The sequence below is a fragment of the Lysinibacillus sphaericus genome, from assembly GCF_005217585.1.
GTDB classification, from domain to species: domain Bacteria; phylum Bacillota; class Bacilli; order Bacillales_A; family Planococcaceae; genus Lysinibacillus; species Lysinibacillus sphaericus.
Genome location: NZ_SZPT01000001.1, coordinates 1084316 through 1101236, shown reverse-complemented (window position 1 = coordinate 1101236; position 16921 = coordinate 1084316). Strand labels below are relative to the sequence as shown.

Here is a 16921-nt window from a genome sequence, read left to right as displayed (position 1 = left end):
CGTATGTGACGATATATTAAAAGAGATTTCTATTAAAGAAATGAAATTTTTAATACTTGCAATTGTTCACTTATTTTGCACAGGATTAGAATTTAACACAACCCTTTCCTCTCCCATTAAATCATTGTCTTTTTCTGTTTACTACTGATCTTTTCATTACTGCGCTGACAATACGAACCCTCGCCATATTCGTGTTTGGATGGACTGTTTTTAATCTGCATCAAACTTATATTATGGTATACACTCTTGCATTTGCTACCATCCTACTACTGAATTTCGCTATTAATTTCAAATCAACATCTATTTTTGCTAACTTTTTGCTACTTACATTCGGAGGACCTTGTAAGCAGGGGTTATGTGCAGTATTATTACACTACTAATCTTGAAGAGAATAAGAAACTGAGGGTTACAATTGCTATATTTGATTTATTTTATTGTTGGTGGAACTATTATGGTTTTAGCCTTACTTTTAAGCCAATCTAAGTATTTATTTTTATCGGGCATTATTACGGCGTTGCCAATTCTCACGCTTATTAACATGGGTATGCAAATGAAGCATATGAAAGCTGACACCTTTCACAATGTTTTACAAAATACGGTCTTTGGTGCAGTAGGCATGTTACTTTTCACTGTGCTCGCTTTGCTATTAACAAACTGGTATAAGCCTAGCATTGCCGTACTAAGCGCTTTACTTGTCTATGCAATATTTATGCTATGTGGAAAATTTATTATGTCAATGCTGACATAAGTTGGGCTACCTAAATGTAGCTCTTTTTATATGAGCCAATTTTTTTGCCTTCTTGTTATAAAAACTTGAATGCACAAGTTTATCTCCCCTTACATAGCATGTTATTTCTTCCCCCACCGCTCTTTCTTTATTTCGTTCTCTTTTAATGTTAAAATATTTATAGTTTGCTTTACAAGGAGGAATCGAAATGGTCGCATTCTTTTGTAATGCCTGCTCTAGACCCATTAATTATCAGGTCGAAGAGGTCTAGGTAAACTCCACAAATGGATGATCTCTTTAGGCCTAAAATAAAAAAAGCCTAATTTACAGGAGTGAATTCACATGGAAGAACAAGCAATTCAGCCGTTTTTAACGGTGGCTAACTATCATTTACTTGAGCAACAAATGAATAAAATTTTACAAACACTTGCTACTACACAAGATAAAAACGTCATTCTGACTGTGCGTGGTCTTGTACAAACAGAAATTACTGAAAAAGTTGTCATGACGCCTGCGCAAGCGCAACTCATTGAGCCTATTTTATCTGTAACAGAACGTGGAACAGGTGAAGCCTATTTAAATGATTTAAAATCGTATGTTATCCCATTTAAACCAATTACGGCAAGCACAATTAAAAGCCTGTTTAAAAAAGAAAAGAAGCTAAAATTGCCGAATCTTGAACAAATGGATTTTCAACAAATTTGCTATTTCGCTTGGGATGATTATGGTACCAATCGAAAATATGTCATTATAGAGCAAGACGATAAATTAAAGGCAATCAAAGGCACTTTCGCCCATCATACAATTCGTGGTATATGCGCAATCTGTAATCGTCACGCTGAAATTGGACTATTTACTACATCCATTAAAGGAAATATCGTCGGCACTTATACAAATCACAGCAATTACATTTGTGCAGACAGCGATTCGTGTAATCAACATGTGACAGATATGGATAAGACCATTACATTTTTTGAGCGCATTACTTGATTATTAATAAGCCTTCTCCGCTTTGGAGAAGGCCATTTTTGTATTAAGCGAACTACGCACAAAAAAACTATCCTAAAAAAGTTATTACCATTAACTTTAGCGGATAGTTTTATTTATTTAATTATTCAGCTTTTGCCTATAAGATGGCAAAATAGATGATGCAATAATAACGAACCCAAGCATCAGAACAAAGATTAAATCCAGTAAACCGGTGTGCATGGATACTGTAAACACAGTAATTGTGAATGCGTAAGCGACAGTATGGAAACTACGTATGCCATTTTGTTTTACTTTATTATAAATTAGAGAAATTAATACGCCATACAATAGGAAGCCAATTGCTACTAATAAATAACCTCCGTCTAAAAACAATTGACCAATAAAAGTTGGCGTTGTTGTTCGCTGTTCACGTGTGACCAATATACCTCTTTCGACCGTAATTGAATTAACGACCTCGGTAACTTTCATACGTGGTGAGATTTGCTCGCCAGGTAAAATTGTACTAAAAATGCCTTTATGGATTTGACCTTTTAAGTAATCTTCTTCTTTTGTGTATTCGATAATAGTACTTAACACGATATGACTTGTGACAGCTTCAGCATTTAATGCACGCACCCATTTCGGTGTTAAGTTTACTTTTTGTTCAGCCGTTAATAGGTTTTTTTCTTCCTCCGCAGTTAATTCTACATCGGGTTGCGTACGATCATTGAATGCCTTTGTCGTATCCTCTGTCATCACACGTATAAAGCCAAACAACGAAAATCCGATACCAATTACGAATAATGCTGTTAAAAACCATGTTAGCTTCACTCTTTTCACAACATAATGGAAAATAATGATGCCTGTAAATAACATAATAATAAGCGGCGTACGATAGGCCATTAATAAAAATAGAAACATTACAACAGCAAAAATCAGACCGTATACTATTGCTTTCTTCCATGTCATCGTTTTTTCCATTATCATTTTATAAGATAACAGCAATAAAACCCCAAACCATAATAATTGGCTAAAGAAGTTTAACTTTGGATCTAAATTTCGGCGATTGGCTTCGTCCGTTATCCCTAGACTCCCACTAAAAATCATCATTAAATAGGAACCTAATCCAAGCAACGTTAAAACAACTATAAAATGAATGATATATTTCCCTAAGAATGACAGTCCGAATGTGGGAATTGTCCATTGCAGTTTATCGATTAAAAATACACCTATGTAATAACAAATAACGGCTAAAATTACAGCCGGCCAAATAGATACATGAATACCGAATTGTTCAAATTTATGCCAATCAAATAAGCTAATAAAAAAATATAGCAGTAAAATAAATGGCAAAAAGAAATACGGTGAAAACATATCGATTTTATTTAATTTCCCAAAAACCTTTTTCAATTCGCTCATACATATCACACCAAATAGATGTTATTTCCCCCTTTTTCTTTTTTTGTAAAACAAAATAAGTATAACACATTTATTGTAAATTATATATATAGCTTCCATTTTATATTTAAACTCTAACCTATTATTACAAGTAAAGCGAAAACTCGTATTTTGATAAAACTTTAATCAAAATACGAGTTTCATTTATTTCATTAGTCTATGAGTTTAATAGATTCTAACGAAGATTCAATGCTCTGTATAGAATGGCTACAAACTGTGCTCGCGTAACGGGTTCATCTGGCTTAAATTTACCGTTATCGCCAATTACAATTTCAAGTTCTGCTAATGCAGCGATATACCCATAGCTCCAATGCGTTGGAGGAACATCTTGGAATGTGCTAGAGCCTCCTAATTCTATCTTTAGCGCAAGCGTCACGACTTTTGCCAACTGTGCACGCGTCATTAAAGCATTAGGATTAAATTTCCCCTGTGAACCATCGACTATTCCTGCTTGTTGTAATGTCGTAATGGCTTCATAGTATGGATGGTTTGCAGTTACATCCGAAAATGTAAGCGCATTGCGTGTCGGCTCGAACTCAAAAGCACGGTAAAATAACAATGCTACATGCTGTCGTTGAATAAATTCGTTCGGACGAAACGAACCGTCTGAATACCCTGTGATAATCCCTTGACTAGCTATTTCTTCTATCATTTCTTTTGCCCAATGGCCCGCAATATCATGAAAGGACACTTTTGGTAAGTCAGGTTCAGGTGTTGTTTGTTCCGGACTTGGTTCTGGGGTAGGCTTTGGCGCTATGTTTGCAATCCATTTCGCATACAACTTGGTCTCTTGCGTCACACGGTCTTTTGTCAAATCCCACTCATTGATTAAAGCAGCTTCTTTATACCAGCCGCCAAACGTATAACCTTCCTTTTTAGGAATCGGTAACGTTGCTATCTTTGTGTCATACGCTACAGACAAGTGACCTAATACGCTCCCGCCATTTGTTTCAAAATATACTGTAACATTTTGCGGTGATGAATCACTACTATTATTACTACTATCTGGAGAACTATTTACAAACCACTTTGCAAAAAGCGTTGTCTTACCTGTTATCGTATCTTTCTTAAAATCCCACCCATTTGTCAATGTTGCTTCTTTATACCATCCACCGAATGTATAACCTTGTTTTATTGGGATAGTGGGTTCATTTATCTTCATGTTAATATCGACCATCTGTGAGGGGATTCCACTGCCCCCATTCGTATTAAACGTCACTTCATATTGTACGACTTTCCATTTGGCAAATAATGTTGTTGCACTCGTTACTACATCATTTGTCAAATCCCATTGGTTGATAAGCGCTGCCTCTTTATACCAACCAGCAAATATATAACCTTGTTTCATTGGAACAGATGGCCCTATCAGTACTGTGTTGTCATCAACTAGTTGTGATGGCATTGCACTTCCTCCACCTGTATTAAACGTCACTTCATGTTGAACGACTTTCCACTTCGCATACAAAGTAATTGGACTGCTTACTACATCATTCATAAAATCCCACTTGTTTGTTAGTGCTGCCTCTTTATACCAACCCTCAAATGTATGCCCTTGTTTTGTTGGAGCAGGTGGTTCCACCACTAATGTTTGATCGTTCACGAATTGAGGTGGAATTATACTCCCTCCATCCGTGTTAAACGTTACATGTTGCTGTGGCAACCACATAGCATAAAGTGTTAAATCTCCTGTCATTGTTTTTACTTCATCTACATGATAATCAGTGCCGCTACCATCCCGCTCTGTATTCCATCCCGTAAAAACGTAACCATCTTTCTTTAATGATTCCTGTTTTTTCACAGTAAATGATTGTGTTGTCTTATCTATATAATCTGCTGCAACACTGCCACTTGTATGGCCATTTCCATCGTAGGTAATTGTAAATCCTAAATACTCAAATGGATTTCCATTTTGATCAGCATACTCCTTTGCCTTTGATGGAATTGTTCCCAAAATCTTCGTTTGTTTAGGTATAGCATTTGGTAATACAATTGTATTCCGACTTAAAATCGTTATTGTCTGTAAATCATTATTAACAAATGCACCCTGGCCGATTCTTTTTACAGTATCAGGTATTGTTATACTGGATAGCTTATTATTCGCAAAAGCAAAATCTCCAATCCATTCAAGCTGATTGGGGAGTACTACTGAAGTTAGTAAATTATTATCAAATGCATTGTAACCTATTAACTTTACATTATTTGACATAATCAAGGAGGTCAGTTGTTTATTATTAAATGATTCATACCATATATTTGTGACAGGCTTACCACCAAGCGTATCTGGAATGACCAAATCTTTTCGACTGGGATTATTATCTCCGTAAATTGTTACCCCACCTGGATAATACATTTCTGGTACTATACCCGTTATATTATCATTATAAATAAAACCATCTTCTGTAAAATTATTTGCTAAAACTTTATTCTCATTGAAAAGTAATACAAATAAAAATAACGTGACAGGTACCACGAATAAAAACTTCTTACGCATCTTTCTTTAATTCTCCTTTACATCGTTCAGTAAATAGCCTATATAACGCTTTCATAAATTTTTTATATAAAATACCCCCCTTTATTTTCAATAATAGAGTTTTAGATTACAGTTGCACATTGAGGAATGTTAATAGTTCAACCATTAACATTAAAAATTTATTCAGATGCAAAATGATGCAGGAATTAAAACAAAAAAATAACACTCGTATGGTAAACGAGTGTTGATTTATTAAGAGGAGAACAATTTGAGGTGGCTTTACCTTTCAATATTAATCATTAAACACTTCAAGCATTTAAGTCCGTTATGGAAGGGATGTTTATTTCCTTTACACAAAATACGGGTGATAAATTAATCACACATTGGACTATTGATACAATATCTTGTAAAAACGATACGCCCTCGGCTTCCGCATCCAATGCTAATTGTTTGTGCAATGATTTAGGAACACGCACATTGAACTTTCCGCTGTAATCTTGGTCAACTGGCTCAGGTATCGGATCGCCGAATTCTAGTTTGGTTTCAATAGTCATTTGTAAAACTTTCTCTAAATCTCGATAGGCTTCTTCGATACTGTCCGCTGGCGTGTGACATCCATCTATTTCTTTGATGTTAGCCCAATAACCTGACGCTGTTTTACGCACTTGAAATGTATACGGCATCGACAAATAATAATCTAAGTCTTTTTGATTTTTCATGTGATATGGCATAAGATAGAAAGGAAAAACAGAAGAGGAATTTACTCCCCTATTCTGTTGAGTGCATCCTTCACAGCTTGAATGTCTACTGGATTTTCACGCTTGATGGTTGTTAGAAGTCCTTGTCCATTTCGGAACTGGTGATGTGAGCCCGCAACTCTTACTACCTTGTATCCGTTATGTTCTAGGACTTTTTTTATTTCTGCGAAGGTTATGCCCAGGTTGGACTTTCATCTTATCGATGATTTTCTCTATCTTTGCCATGTTTCACCTCCCACTATTATAGTACCGTTTTACAAGTGTTTAGTGGAAATATTTATAATAAAAAAGAGCCTATTTAGGCATGACCTTCATTTCTCTTAATGAACTGTTTAGTTTTCCAATGTACTACAAAACTTATAATTGATACTACAATAGCTACTGCATATAATGTTGTTGTTAAAAACCCAACTTGTTCAAACCCATCTCTTAGAACAGCCTTTATATAAAAGAATGTTGATAATAACATACCAATTACTGTAACTATATTAAGATATTTTACTTTGTTTTTTACACTCATATATTTCACCGCCTTTTACACTAATCATAAACTGGAAAGGATTAACTGTGTGATAGAATTTTGATGCATAATAAAAAGCCGCGACTCGTAGTTAGTGCGACTTTATGTATTCTTTATTTTAGTAAAAATCTTTTAATATCTTCTTTATCTGTTTCGTCCAAGGCAAGCTGTTCAACCTGTGCCTCAGCTCTCTGTTTAAGTTCATCACGCGTTGTTAACCCTTTAGCTACTAGAACTTCTTCCATAGCGATAATTCGAGCACCCAAAGCAAGTCGCATTGCACTATCCATTGTGATTGTCATACAATTACCTCCTTTCATATTAATCATAATACAAATGTAAATGATTGTAATCATTATATTTCGATATAACAAAAAGCCACACCTTGTTAAATGTGACTTTGACTTCTTTTGATTATTTGGTTAGTTCTCCATTGATAGAACCAGCTAAAGATTGTAATACCAACAGATAACACATACATAGCTGTATATAAGAAACCAACTTGAGTTATTCCATCTCTTAAAACAAGTCTTATATAGGAAAAAGTCATAAATACAATTAATGCTACACTAATAATATTGCGTATTTTCAATTTCTTTTCTATATCCATTATAGACACCTCCATCTACCTATATCATAGGATAAATGGAACGTATTGTCATTATAAGAAATTTGATTCATAATTAAAAATTATAAGTAATAGGAATGGTATCATGCAATTTATTCGAACCAAAATTATTGTCCCAATCATTGTAATCATTTTAGGATTTGCATTTTTATATGCTGTTGCATACATAGGAGATACATTATTCTCATAAAAAAGAGACTACCAAATTAGTAGCCTCTCCGTAGTGTTGACGACTCCGCAATCGTCTTATTAAGTCGAATGCTAGTTTTCACCATCTCGTACCAGCGAACGTACTCCGGAAGTAAGTGTTTCTCTATAGAGCAAAATGTACAGACCACCCATCGCGGAGTGATCTTTTTCATTTCATTAAAATTTAAAGGCCTAAATTTTCAATAATTCTATCTAATACCCTTGTATTGTTATTAATCTCATTAAGTACTACGCTTTTAAAATCCCTAATCTCTTGAATAACATCATCGATATTTGCTTCAATACTTTCTTCTGAAGCATCACCAACATTCCCATCATCGTTAAATTCTACGTGACCATAGTATAAATTTATTTCTCCAGAAAGTATCTTATTATTATCTAGATAAACTTTTATATCTAAAATATTTTCTCCACCATCGTAAGGATTAACTTCTCCTTCGGTTTCAATTTTATAATAAGCCCCTTTAAAATCATACATTTCACATAAGACTTCATTAACCTCGAAATGATCTTTATACCTTAACATATCATCTATATCAATATCTTCAATATTAAAACAGAATTGAAGTATATATGAATATATTTTATCTATAACTTCTTCTGACGCGAAAAAAAGCAATTATTAGGAATATAGGTGATGAAATGGCTAAAAAGCAAGAAATATTGAATACAACTGCTGACATTACAAAAGATATATTAATCCCTATCATATTAGGAGGACCAACTCCGTTAAAATCCAAAAATATAGATGATTGCCTTCTAATACTTCAAGATAAAATGAAAAAACTCTATTTTGGATGGACAACTCCCTGATTTAGAACCTGGAGACAATAATTTGATACTTTCTATATTTGAGGAAATGCAAGATACTTATACAGAAGTTAAACGAGATTGTATAACAACTTTTGTTACAAATATGCTTTATGAAAAAAGAACGGGACCTTTCAACTTTATACTTATTAAGTGATTTTTGACCAATTAAAACAAATGTATGACCCCTAAATATTGCTATTCAAAGAGATTTATGCGAATAACGAGAAATTAACATGCTATAAAAGTAACGATGCACAACATCTACTACAGAATTACTTAAATTAAATGAATATAGCAGCTATAGATTAAAAAAATTAGAAAACTTAGCATTTCTGGAGAATATCACAGGTTTTATTGCCGTTGACACTAATGGCGAATTTAATTATAACAAAACTTATTTTAATACTTTTTACAATAAAGTTTGCTCGTTACTGTATGAAACACAAAAAGCCCAGGCTCAAAATTAATTGAGTACCTGGGCTTCGTCATTGGTATCTGCAACTGAGATTACTATTACAATCACGTTATATTTTTTTACATTCAACTAACGAAAATATGTATTTTTTAAACACAATTAACATTTATATGGTAAAATACAATTAGTTTCAAAATAAAGTAAATTACTAGGAGGTTTTAAAATGTCAACAACAACAAATACGTTAATTGCAAGTGTTACATCTGAGCAGAATCCTCAAAGTGGACAAAAGCATCGTTCAAGTGGCAACTTCAGTACAGAAGGCCTTCCAGAAGGAACAACAACATTACTTTGGAAGGTTGAAGGTGGAGGAGATTCAAATGCAATCAAATTTAATGTAATGCAAGATAAATCTGCTGCGACAGATCCTGTTATCTTTAAAGGAATATTAAGTGGTAATCGAACAGATGCAAAATCGATTCGCTCTCTGTATATTGCCGATCCAAGTGGAGCAACCTCTTCATTTGTAGTGCATGTGTATGCGGTTAATTAATTTTTAACTCGGAATTATCAAAGACCAGCTCGGCTAAAAATAGCTTTGCTGGTCTTTGATAATTATTTGATTAATTTCAACAGGTACCGTACTTATTTCAGTTACTTTTTATCATTTCTACGTTGCTGGATTGTATTGTATAAACCAATCAAGCGATCCGTTGTCATTGCACCACTTTGTAAATCTTTTAAATGTGAAGCATTAATAATACCATCCTTCACTGCCTGTGTAATAAAGTTTTCTGTTTCAGTTTTCATAGCTGGTGAACCTGGATTCCATGTTGTATTTGCCACTGTAATTTCCTCCTTCTTGTCTTCCACAATTAATTGGACTTTCAATTTGCTGTTACTTGGTACGATTACTTGTCCTTCTAACTTGTAACCTTTAGGCATCTTCCAATTGTTTCGACTGGTGGGATAGGTTCGGGCTCTGGTTCAAGCTCCGGTTCTTCAGACGTCACAAGTTCCCAATAGAACTCCTCTGTAACAGGATTACGACTTAATACATAGCCATTACCGTCTTGTGGATACTCAGGAATATTTGTCGTGATAATTTTGTTTTTAAAAGTTTCTGGAATATACGTACTATCATAAAAAATAGTCCAGCTACCGTCCTCTTGTTGATACAAATACACTAATGTCATATTTAAACCTCCCTAATGCCTTCAATTAATTTAAGTGGTGATAATAAAGCGCCTTCAGATATTCCATATTTCATTATTAATAATGAATGCAGATTGTCGACAAAAGGCATCAAGAAGTTTTAACCTTGATGCCTTTTGTCATTTTTTATAGTAAGTAATTAGATTTCACTGCCGAGTTGACCATACTCTTTGAGCATATCTATTCTCCTTAAGCAGCTTGCCATGTCCAAGTAGCAAGCTTTTTTCAAGTTCATGGCAACAAAAGTAAGCATCGCCTGCATGGACAATTTTTTTAGACCCCTTAAGGTTGTCCATCGCATACCATGCTTTTCTTTTGCATCTGCAAAGACGCGTTCAATCGTTTCTTTACGCTTTGCATAAATTTGTTTAATAGCATATGAATGGCGCAAATGTTCAGCTTCTTCCATATATGACGTTGAATAAGTTTTTGATGATTCTTGCTTTCTGTACATTGTAATAGCCAGGGGCAATTAGCACAAATCGATGGATTCGATTTATACTGGCGATACCCTTCCTTCGTAGTTGTCGTATATTTCAATACCTGCCCTTGTGGGCAAAGATAACAATTATAGTACTCATCGTACACATATTCATGCTTTCGAAAGAAACCATCCTTTGTTTTAGGACGTGTATAAGGGAGAACAGGTAACATTTGATTCTCTAATAAAAAGTTAGTAATGGCAGGTGTTTTATAAGCAGCATCCGCAGCAATCGCTAATGGCTTTTTCACTTTTTTAATGATTTTTTCAACAAGTGGCTGCAATACATAGCTATCGTGCACATTTCCTGGAGTCACAATCGTCCCTAATACAAAACCTTTTTCATCTGTCGCTGCGTGAAATGAATACGCAAACTGCTTTGTCCGTTCATCCTTAACATAATAACCACTCTCAGGGTCTGTCTTACTCTCCTTGATTTCTTTCCATTCGTCTTTTTCAAATTTCTCTGGAGGGAAGGGCTTTTTTCCGTGTTCCTCACGATCAATATTTAATTCCAGTTGAAGTTTCTCTTCATAAGCACGTGTTTCTTTTCGAACGACTTTTTTATCGTACTTTCGCTTATTAGCGCTTGCCTTTACATGTGTGGAATCAATAAATACATGGTCTGCATGCAGGAGACCCTTCTTCATAATTTCTTTTAGAATACGATAGAAAATTTGTTCAAACACATCTGTGTCTTGAAACCGTCGCGCATAATTTTTACCGAAGGTAGACAAGTGTGGAACTTCTGTATGGAAGCCAAATCCTAAAAACCAACGATAGGCCATGTTCGTTTCAATTTCTTTAATAGTTTGACGCATTGAGCGAATACCGAAAACATATTGAATAAAGGTCATTTTAAAGAGAACAACAGGGTCAATACTTGGACGCCCTAAAGATGAATAGAGGTTTTCCACTAATGGATAGATAAACGAAAAATCAATCGCTGCCTCTAGTTTTCGAACTAAATGGTCTTGAGGCACCAATTAGTCAATTGTCAGTATTTCTAATTGTTCACGTTCATTGATTTGATTCTTCGACATCATTTTCCATCACCTCAAATAGATTATTTTATTTATAGTTGATTGATAGCAATTCATATCAAGTTAATTGGAGCGAAGGGCGGGCGACTCCTGCGGGAACGCACAGTACGTAAGACGCAACAGACCGCGCGTTAGCGAGGGTTGTGGCTTACGATGTGCCCGCGGAAAGCGCCCGAACGTAGCGGAAATCAACGGGAGTAGACATCTATTTTTATTTTAAAATGAAAAAAGACTGTAGGCAAACTCGAAATTTTTCGAGTTTGTCTACAGTCTGAAAGCCTTAGATTATAAGGCTTTTCACACTATTTGAAAGCAATTAAAATTATCAAGACAACCACTTAGGTGGTGTGTTTTTTTCCCAGTAAATATCACCGAGATTGTTGTGAGCCATAAAATCATCCTCGGCACTGTGATAGTGGAAGTTGTAGTAGTAGCCTTCTTGTGGGCGCTTTTCTGTACGCACATGGAAGCGAATTAAATCATTGCCTGTTTCGTTATTAACAATATTGAAAATTTTTTCACCATAGTTGCCACTTGGTTTTTCAGTAATTGTGAGATTTGCCATTGATCCCTCTTCAACGTTAGCCACTGTCATCGCTATTGCCTCTTCTATTTTAGGGAAGATAATAGAATCAAATTCATTGCTAATTTTAGGGCCGATTTTTGTTCCAAACTTCATATACGATTGCTCTTTTGCTGCGTCAACTAGAAGTGCTTCGTAGTCAATCGCATTTTGCTGTATTTCAGTTGCTTCATCCGCTTTTGCTTCGAGTTCAGCGGCTAGCGCAGTGCTTGTCCCAGGAGAAGGACCGATAGAGGCGCGATTCGAAGGGTTTTGATCGAATGCATCCCAAATTTCATGTGTTGGCGTAATTAATCCAAATGTTAAAAACGCAACCATAATTACGATACTTTTTTGAACCCACTTTTTCATTAATTAACACCTTCTCTTTTATGTACAAATTGGTAATTCTACTTATAATATAATACGTTCCAACCAATAAAAGGTTTCATATTTCTACATTTCATTGTACAATAATTTATGTATAAATGTGTCGTTTTTTAAAAGGAGGTACAAAGTATGTCAATCGCAATGGGTATTGGTCTTTTATTAATGTTAGGTTACTTAACTTCTTTATGCTTCACTGACTAATTTAGTTACTATGCATACCGAACACAGTTTGTATGTATAATGCCGTATTACTTAGGTTTTTGCTATTATTTTCAAATTTTTTATTGCAACATGATGTAAATTAAGCTTCTATTAGGTGCTGTTAAGGGCTAGGTAGGGCTAATCAAATACGGCAAACGCATATACAGAAATGTATGAATAAGAAAGATTGAAGCTCTTTGGCTTCAATCTTTTTTGTTATTCCCTTAACATGTAAAGCTCCTATTGAGTGCACGATTGCTATAAGCAAATAATTTTGAATGGACTTATGAAATCCATAATACAAAAACAATCGATTATTAAATACAACCAGGTACTTATTTGGATTGTGTATGATTAAGGACTTTTACAATTGTAAATTCATACTTACGGTTCTGTAACTAAACCCCATTTTTTCATATAGTTTTATCGCATGGTTCCCTACGTAAGCGCTAAGTCTGACTTCTGAATATCCTTCCTGTCTCAATTGCTCAATAGCAACATTCATTAATACTTTCGAAATACCCTTGCCTCTATAGGCCTCTTTTACATATAGCTCATAAATAAAGCCATTTAATTGTTCCGTAAATTGGTCTTTATTTTCACCAATTAGAATCCATCCCATTAAGTTATGATTCTCTGTTGCGATTAAATAATAGCATCCTTTATTTAGAAGTGGTTCAATAAGGTTCATTACTTTTTCATTGGTTGCCCTTACTCCGCCCAATGTACCATCAAATAAAGCTTGTGGCGAAAGCGCAATGATTTCATCTAGTTCAAAGTTGTTCGGCTTTCTAACTTCCATTCACACTACCTCCCTTCTTATTTTTTATATCCGATTTACCAATCTATTCCTATCATACCATCATTTAACCTGCTATTATCTAAACAAGCCTTTGCAAAACGGTTGTTAGTAGAGCTATAGTGCTTCCAACAGTTTATAATAAAAAAACACCTACCGAAGTAAGTGTCAATATTTTATTTAATTGTTTTAGCTATTCGTTAGTGATTATCTTTTCAGACACTCATTAAGGTTTTATTTCGTAGCTACCGCGTTTAATAATAATTGTTTGTTATGATCGGACATTACACGCCATTCTTTAACCTTCACTTTCATCGTGTCTTCACATCCTTTCAATGATTGCTTTCACCCCACTGTATGCAAATGAATGGCGCATTAAAACCATTTCTAGATTGGTCTAACATTTATATTTTACATCTCTCACACCTTACCTCGTTGTTTCTGTTTAGCGATTTTACTCAATAAAATAGACCACCCTTCGTAGAGTGGCCTTCTTCAACTTACATCTATATGCACAGTAAATTTGTTTTAAAAATTATTTTTGTAGGACAGGAACCCAAAGCTCATTACTAGGAATGCGATCAGGTGCTAAATAATTTTCAATGCAAGGCAGGTCTGCTAATTCGTATCCGGACGATGGCAGCCATTCAGTATATAAACGGTTCCAGGCATCCGTGATATTTGGGAAAACAGCCCATGTTGTATTTTTAGGGATGACGATTTTCTCCATATCATTGGGGAATTTTTGCGAATAGCGGCATCCCATAAAATAATCAAATTCTTCATCTGTAATTGCCGCTTGTTTGCCGCAAACACCTAAAATCCCTTCCATTTTGCATTGTGGGCTTTCCCATGACATATTTATTAATCTTTGTAACAATCCATTTTTATTCGCAGCTTCCCACAATTTAGGAATATCAATAAAAGCATCAGCTGTCCTAACTTCTTGTTTCACACCTACAATTTCAACTTCAACTTCTAATACTTCGATTCGATAATCCATCTCTACATCTCCTTTGATTGAAATATGAAAGGAGAGTCTTGGGATGGCTTTTAATTCAATCCCTTTCTTGCGAGCTAATGTTGGAGTAACCCCATGGAGGTTCTTAAAAGCACGGCTGAAGGCATCAGGTGAATCATATCCATACTTAATCGAAAGGTCAATAATTCGAATAGAGCTGTTGTTTTGAAGTTCAAATGCAGCTTGCGATAAACGCCTTCGCCTAATATACTCCGCCAATGTAAATCCTGTTATAGCTGAAAACATTCTAGGAAAATGGTACTCAGAACAACATGCCAGTCTTGCTACTTCTTTAGGGATTATGTTACTCGATAGATTTTGTTCAATGTAATCCATTACCCTATTTATTCTTACAATCCAATCCATTGTTTTCACTCCTTTCGCTTTCTATCGTAAATAAAAACAACCTACTATATCCGATATTTTAAGTCCAGAAAATGTCGGATAAATTAAAGATATAGATAAAAAATCCGCGAACGCTATTTGAGCTCGCGGATTTTTCGATGTTTTATCGCCAATCACCACATGTATAATCCCAATTTTCAAAGAATTCATTTTCTACTTCAATTTGATTATAAATGGGCCATAAAAATTGGTGAACAATTTTTTGAACTTTAGCAAAGGATACTTGTTGGGTTAATAATTGTTGCCATGCTTTGTTCTTGCTTTCATCCAAATCAAAACGTTTTGAGAACACAGGCGGATTTTTTTCAATTGTCGTTTTATGTCGGTCGAATGTATCGAGTATAGCCTCTTGTAATACACGACCTTCAAAATTTTGTGTACTTGCTAGTAAATAAATTGCATAATAATCTTTCAGCGTTTCTGCTAATGTTGGATATTGATATATGGTATTAAATTTATGTGCAATGATGAGCTCTGTCGGATACGCTAATAGCTCAGTTGACGAACTATTTAACAATGATGCAGTTGCAATCTTTCGAGGAGCCATGGAAGCACTATTAAATAAAGTTATTATTATTTCTATGTATGTTGTTATGTGCCCTATTTGCGCAGGAATCCTAATTTGAACTTCTTCTTCACCGCTAGAGGATACTTCTATTTCATCGCTGACAAACGCAACCCCATCTTCGGCTACTTTCACTAAAGAAATTTCTTTGAAAGCATGTTTGATGATACTTTCTTTATTGACCATTTTTTTGGCGCATAATGTAATTCCAGAAGAAGACTTTATATCATTGGTCAATGTCCCTAATAAAAATTCGCCATATAGCCAATATTGATCTTCATAGGAAGAAGCTGCCAGTCGAACTAACAACCTTTCTTGGGAATAGAATGCTACAAGTGCCTCCAAACTTTCTTGTTGTTGCTGAGCTACTTCTGCTAGTTGGTTCAATACACTTTTTGGTACTTCGTTTACTTGTTTCATATGCCACACCCTCGTTTCAATCTTTTTTCAGAATTTTTCAGTCAAATAGTATATATTTGATTTTTTAAAAAACTCCGCACTTTATTATTACTTATTTTCCCACAATAGTAAACGGTAATATAACCCATGATAATTTGTCGATATATGTCGTAATTTAGGAGAAAAAACTAAAAAAACACCTAACTTTTTATAAAAAAGCAGGTGCTAAATCACATATACTTATTATTTTTATTCCTATCCGAAATTGGACAAGGGGTAGCCTCGCCTTAGCGAAACTACCCCTTTAGTATTTAATAGGTAACATTTCTGTAAATTGTAAAGTCTCAACCCAATCATCTGGGGAATATTATTTCGAAACGTTTCGTTTCTTCACCGCGGTAAAATTCCACTGTGTGCTCTCTAACTTAAGCAACGCAAACCCAACCTTCTTTTGCGTCCTTGCAGCCCCAAAGCATGCGCCAGTGTGAATAAGTATCCTAAAAAACAAAAAGCAGAAAGCAGAATGCCAGATTACTGAAAGATGCTACCTAAAATAGCACGTTTTTAATTATAGCACAAAAAATTTATAAAGTAAAATCACATTTTTCACTATAAACTATGGCTTGGTAAAATAAATAGGATAATGAGCTGCACACCTTTCATTAAAAACGCAGGACGTTGACTCCATATAGGTTTGAATCGTCAATTCTTAGCATATTGTGCGTGCGCTTCATGGCATTTATAACAAGGATAATAACGCTCACAACAGGTAAATTTAAGTGCGATAATATCGGTAATGTACCTTGTTTCATAATCAATGACGACTCCAAAATAACCATCTAAACACCACCCCATTTAATAGTAATATAAAC

The 16921-nt window shown here is 34.8% G+C and carries 17 protein-coding genes and 4 pseudogenes; 4 read left to right on the top strand and 17 right to left on the bottom strand.

The annotated features are described in order from the left end of the window. Window positions 1-412: 412 nt before the first annotated feature. Complete coding sequence (locus FC748_RS05655; RefSeq protein ID WP_108030273.1) at window positions 413-748, top strand: DUF3147 family protein; 336 nt, start codon at window positions 413-415, stop codon at window positions 746-748. 321 nt (window positions 749-1069) lie between these two features. Continuing rightward, the gene (locus tag FC748_RS05650) at window positions 1070-1717 is read left to right on the top strand and encodes a FusB/FusC family EF-G-binding protein (protein WP_025219626.1); all 648 of its coding nucleotides are present in this window, start codon (window positions 1070-1072) and stop codon (window positions 1715-1717) included. 117 nt (window positions 1718-1834) lie between these two features. Here the strand turns inward: FC748_RS05650 and FC748_RS05645 are convergent, their stop codons facing one another. From FC748_RS05645 to FC748_RS05610, 9 genes and pseudogenes are all read right to left on the bottom strand, one after another. Further along, window positions 1835-3115: an oligosaccharide repeat unit polymerase gene (locus tag FC748_RS05645; protein WP_108030271.1), complete on the bottom strand. Its 1281-nt coding sequence runs from the start codon at window positions 3113-3115 to the stop codon at window positions 1835-1837. A 214-nt stretch (window positions 3116-3329) separates the two neighbouring features. Then, window positions 3330-5645, bottom strand: coding sequence for an InlB B-repeat-containing protein (locus FC748_RS05640; protein ID WP_108030270.1), 2316 nt, complete (start codon window positions 5643-5645; stop codon window positions 3330-3332). A 287-nt stretch (window positions 5646-5932) separates the two neighbouring features. Then, a pseudogene (locus tag FC748_RS22245) lies at window positions 5933-6034 on the bottom strand (short-chain dehydrogenase); the annotation flags it as partial. A gap of 15 nt (window positions 6035-6049) precedes the next feature. Continuing rightward, window positions 6050-6178 (bottom strand): annotated as a pseudogene (locus tag FC748_RS22240) (toxin-antitoxin system HicB family antitoxin); the annotation flags it as partial. 206 nt (window positions 6179-6384) lie between these two features. Continuing rightward, window positions 6385-6543 carry a type II toxin-antitoxin system HicA family toxin gene (locus FC748_RS05630; RefSeq protein ID WP_231786321.1) on the bottom strand — a complete coding sequence of 53 codons (159 nt, stop codon included), beginning with the start codon at window positions 6541-6543 and terminating at the stop codon, window positions 6385-6387. Between the two features lie 137 nt (window positions 6544-6680). Further along, window positions 6681-6902, bottom strand: coding sequence for a hypothetical protein (locus FC748_RS05625; RefSeq protein WP_024364074.1), 222 nt, complete (start codon window positions 6900-6902; stop codon window positions 6681-6683). Window positions 6903-7015: 113 nt separating this feature from the next. Continuing rightward, window positions 7016-7204 carry a hypothetical protein gene (locus FC748_RS05620; protein ID WP_024364073.1) on the bottom strand — a complete coding sequence of 63 codons (189 nt, stop codon included), beginning with the start codon at window positions 7202-7204 and terminating at the stop codon, window positions 7016-7018. Between the two features lie 86 nt (window positions 7205-7290). Further along, on the bottom strand, window positions 7291-7512 hold the full coding sequence (locus tag FC748_RS05615; RefSeq protein WP_025219632.1) for a hypothetical protein: 222 nt from the start codon (window positions 7510-7512) through the stop codon (window positions 7291-7293). A 391-nt stretch (window positions 7513-7903) separates the two neighbouring features. Further along, window positions 7904-8218: a hypothetical protein gene (locus FC748_RS05610; RefSeq protein WP_108030269.1), complete on the bottom strand. Its 315-nt coding sequence runs from the start codon at window positions 8216-8218 to the stop codon at window positions 7904-7906. A 164-nt stretch (window positions 8219-8382) separates the two neighbouring features. Between FC748_RS05610 and FC748_RS22015 the strand changes: the two genes are divergently transcribed. Further along, window positions 8383-8553 (top strand): hypothetical protein, encoded by a 171-nt coding sequence (locus FC748_RS22015; protein WP_167492638.1) that lies wholly within the window; start codon window positions 8383-8385, stop codon window positions 8551-8553. Between the two features lie 638 nt (window positions 8554-9191). Beyond that, window positions 9192-9521, top strand: a complete 330-nt coding sequence (locus tag FC748_RS05605) for a hypothetical protein (protein WP_024364069.1) — start codon at window positions 9192-9194, stop codon at window positions 9519-9521. Window positions 9522-9622: 101 nt separating this feature from the next. Here the strand turns inward: FC748_RS05605 and FC748_RS22010 are convergent, their stop codons facing one another. The 8 genes and pseudogenes from FC748_RS22010 to FC748_RS22005 form a co-directional block, all read right to left on the bottom strand. Then, window positions 9623-9814 carry a hypothetical protein gene (locus FC748_RS22010; RefSeq protein ID WP_025219635.1) on the bottom strand — a complete coding sequence of 64 codons (192 nt, stop codon included), beginning with the start codon at window positions 9812-9814 and terminating at the stop codon, window positions 9623-9625. Window positions 9815-9891: 77 nt separating this feature from the next. Next, on the bottom strand, window positions 9892-10164 hold the full coding sequence (locus FC748_RS05595) for a hypothetical protein (RefSeq protein WP_108030268.1): 273 nt from the start codon (window positions 10162-10164) through the stop codon (window positions 9892-9894). 158 nt (window positions 10165-10322) lie between these two features. After that, a pseudogene (locus FC748_RS05590) lies at window positions 10323-11647 on the bottom strand (IS1182 family transposase). Window positions 11648-12032: 385 nt separating this feature from the next. After that, window positions 12033-12641 (bottom strand): YpjP family protein, encoded by a 609-nt coding sequence (locus tag FC748_RS05585; RefSeq protein ID WP_108030267.1) that lies wholly within the window; start codon window positions 12639-12641, stop codon window positions 12033-12035. Window positions 12642-13224: 583 nt separating this feature from the next. Further along, on the bottom strand, window positions 13225-13662 hold the full coding sequence (locus FC748_RS05580; RefSeq protein WP_108030266.1) for a GNAT family N-acetyltransferase: 438 nt from the start codon (window positions 13660-13662) through the stop codon (window positions 13225-13227). Between the two features lie 532 nt (window positions 13663-14194). Next, on the bottom strand, window positions 14195-15046 hold the full coding sequence (locus tag FC748_RS05575) for an AraC family transcriptional regulator (RefSeq protein ID WP_108030265.1): 852 nt from the start codon (window positions 15044-15046) through the stop codon (window positions 14195-14197). Window positions 15047-15188: 142 nt separating this feature from the next. Beyond that, a complete protein-coding gene (locus FC748_RS05570; protein WP_108030264.1) occupies window positions 15189-16070 on the bottom strand; it encodes a nucleotidyl transferase AbiEii/AbiGii toxin family protein in 882 nt (293 codons plus the stop codon). Between the two features lie 595 nt (window positions 16071-16665). Continuing rightward, a pseudogene (locus FC748_RS22005) lies at window positions 16666-16904 on the bottom strand (CHY zinc finger protein). Window positions 16905-16921: the final 17 nt, after the last annotated feature.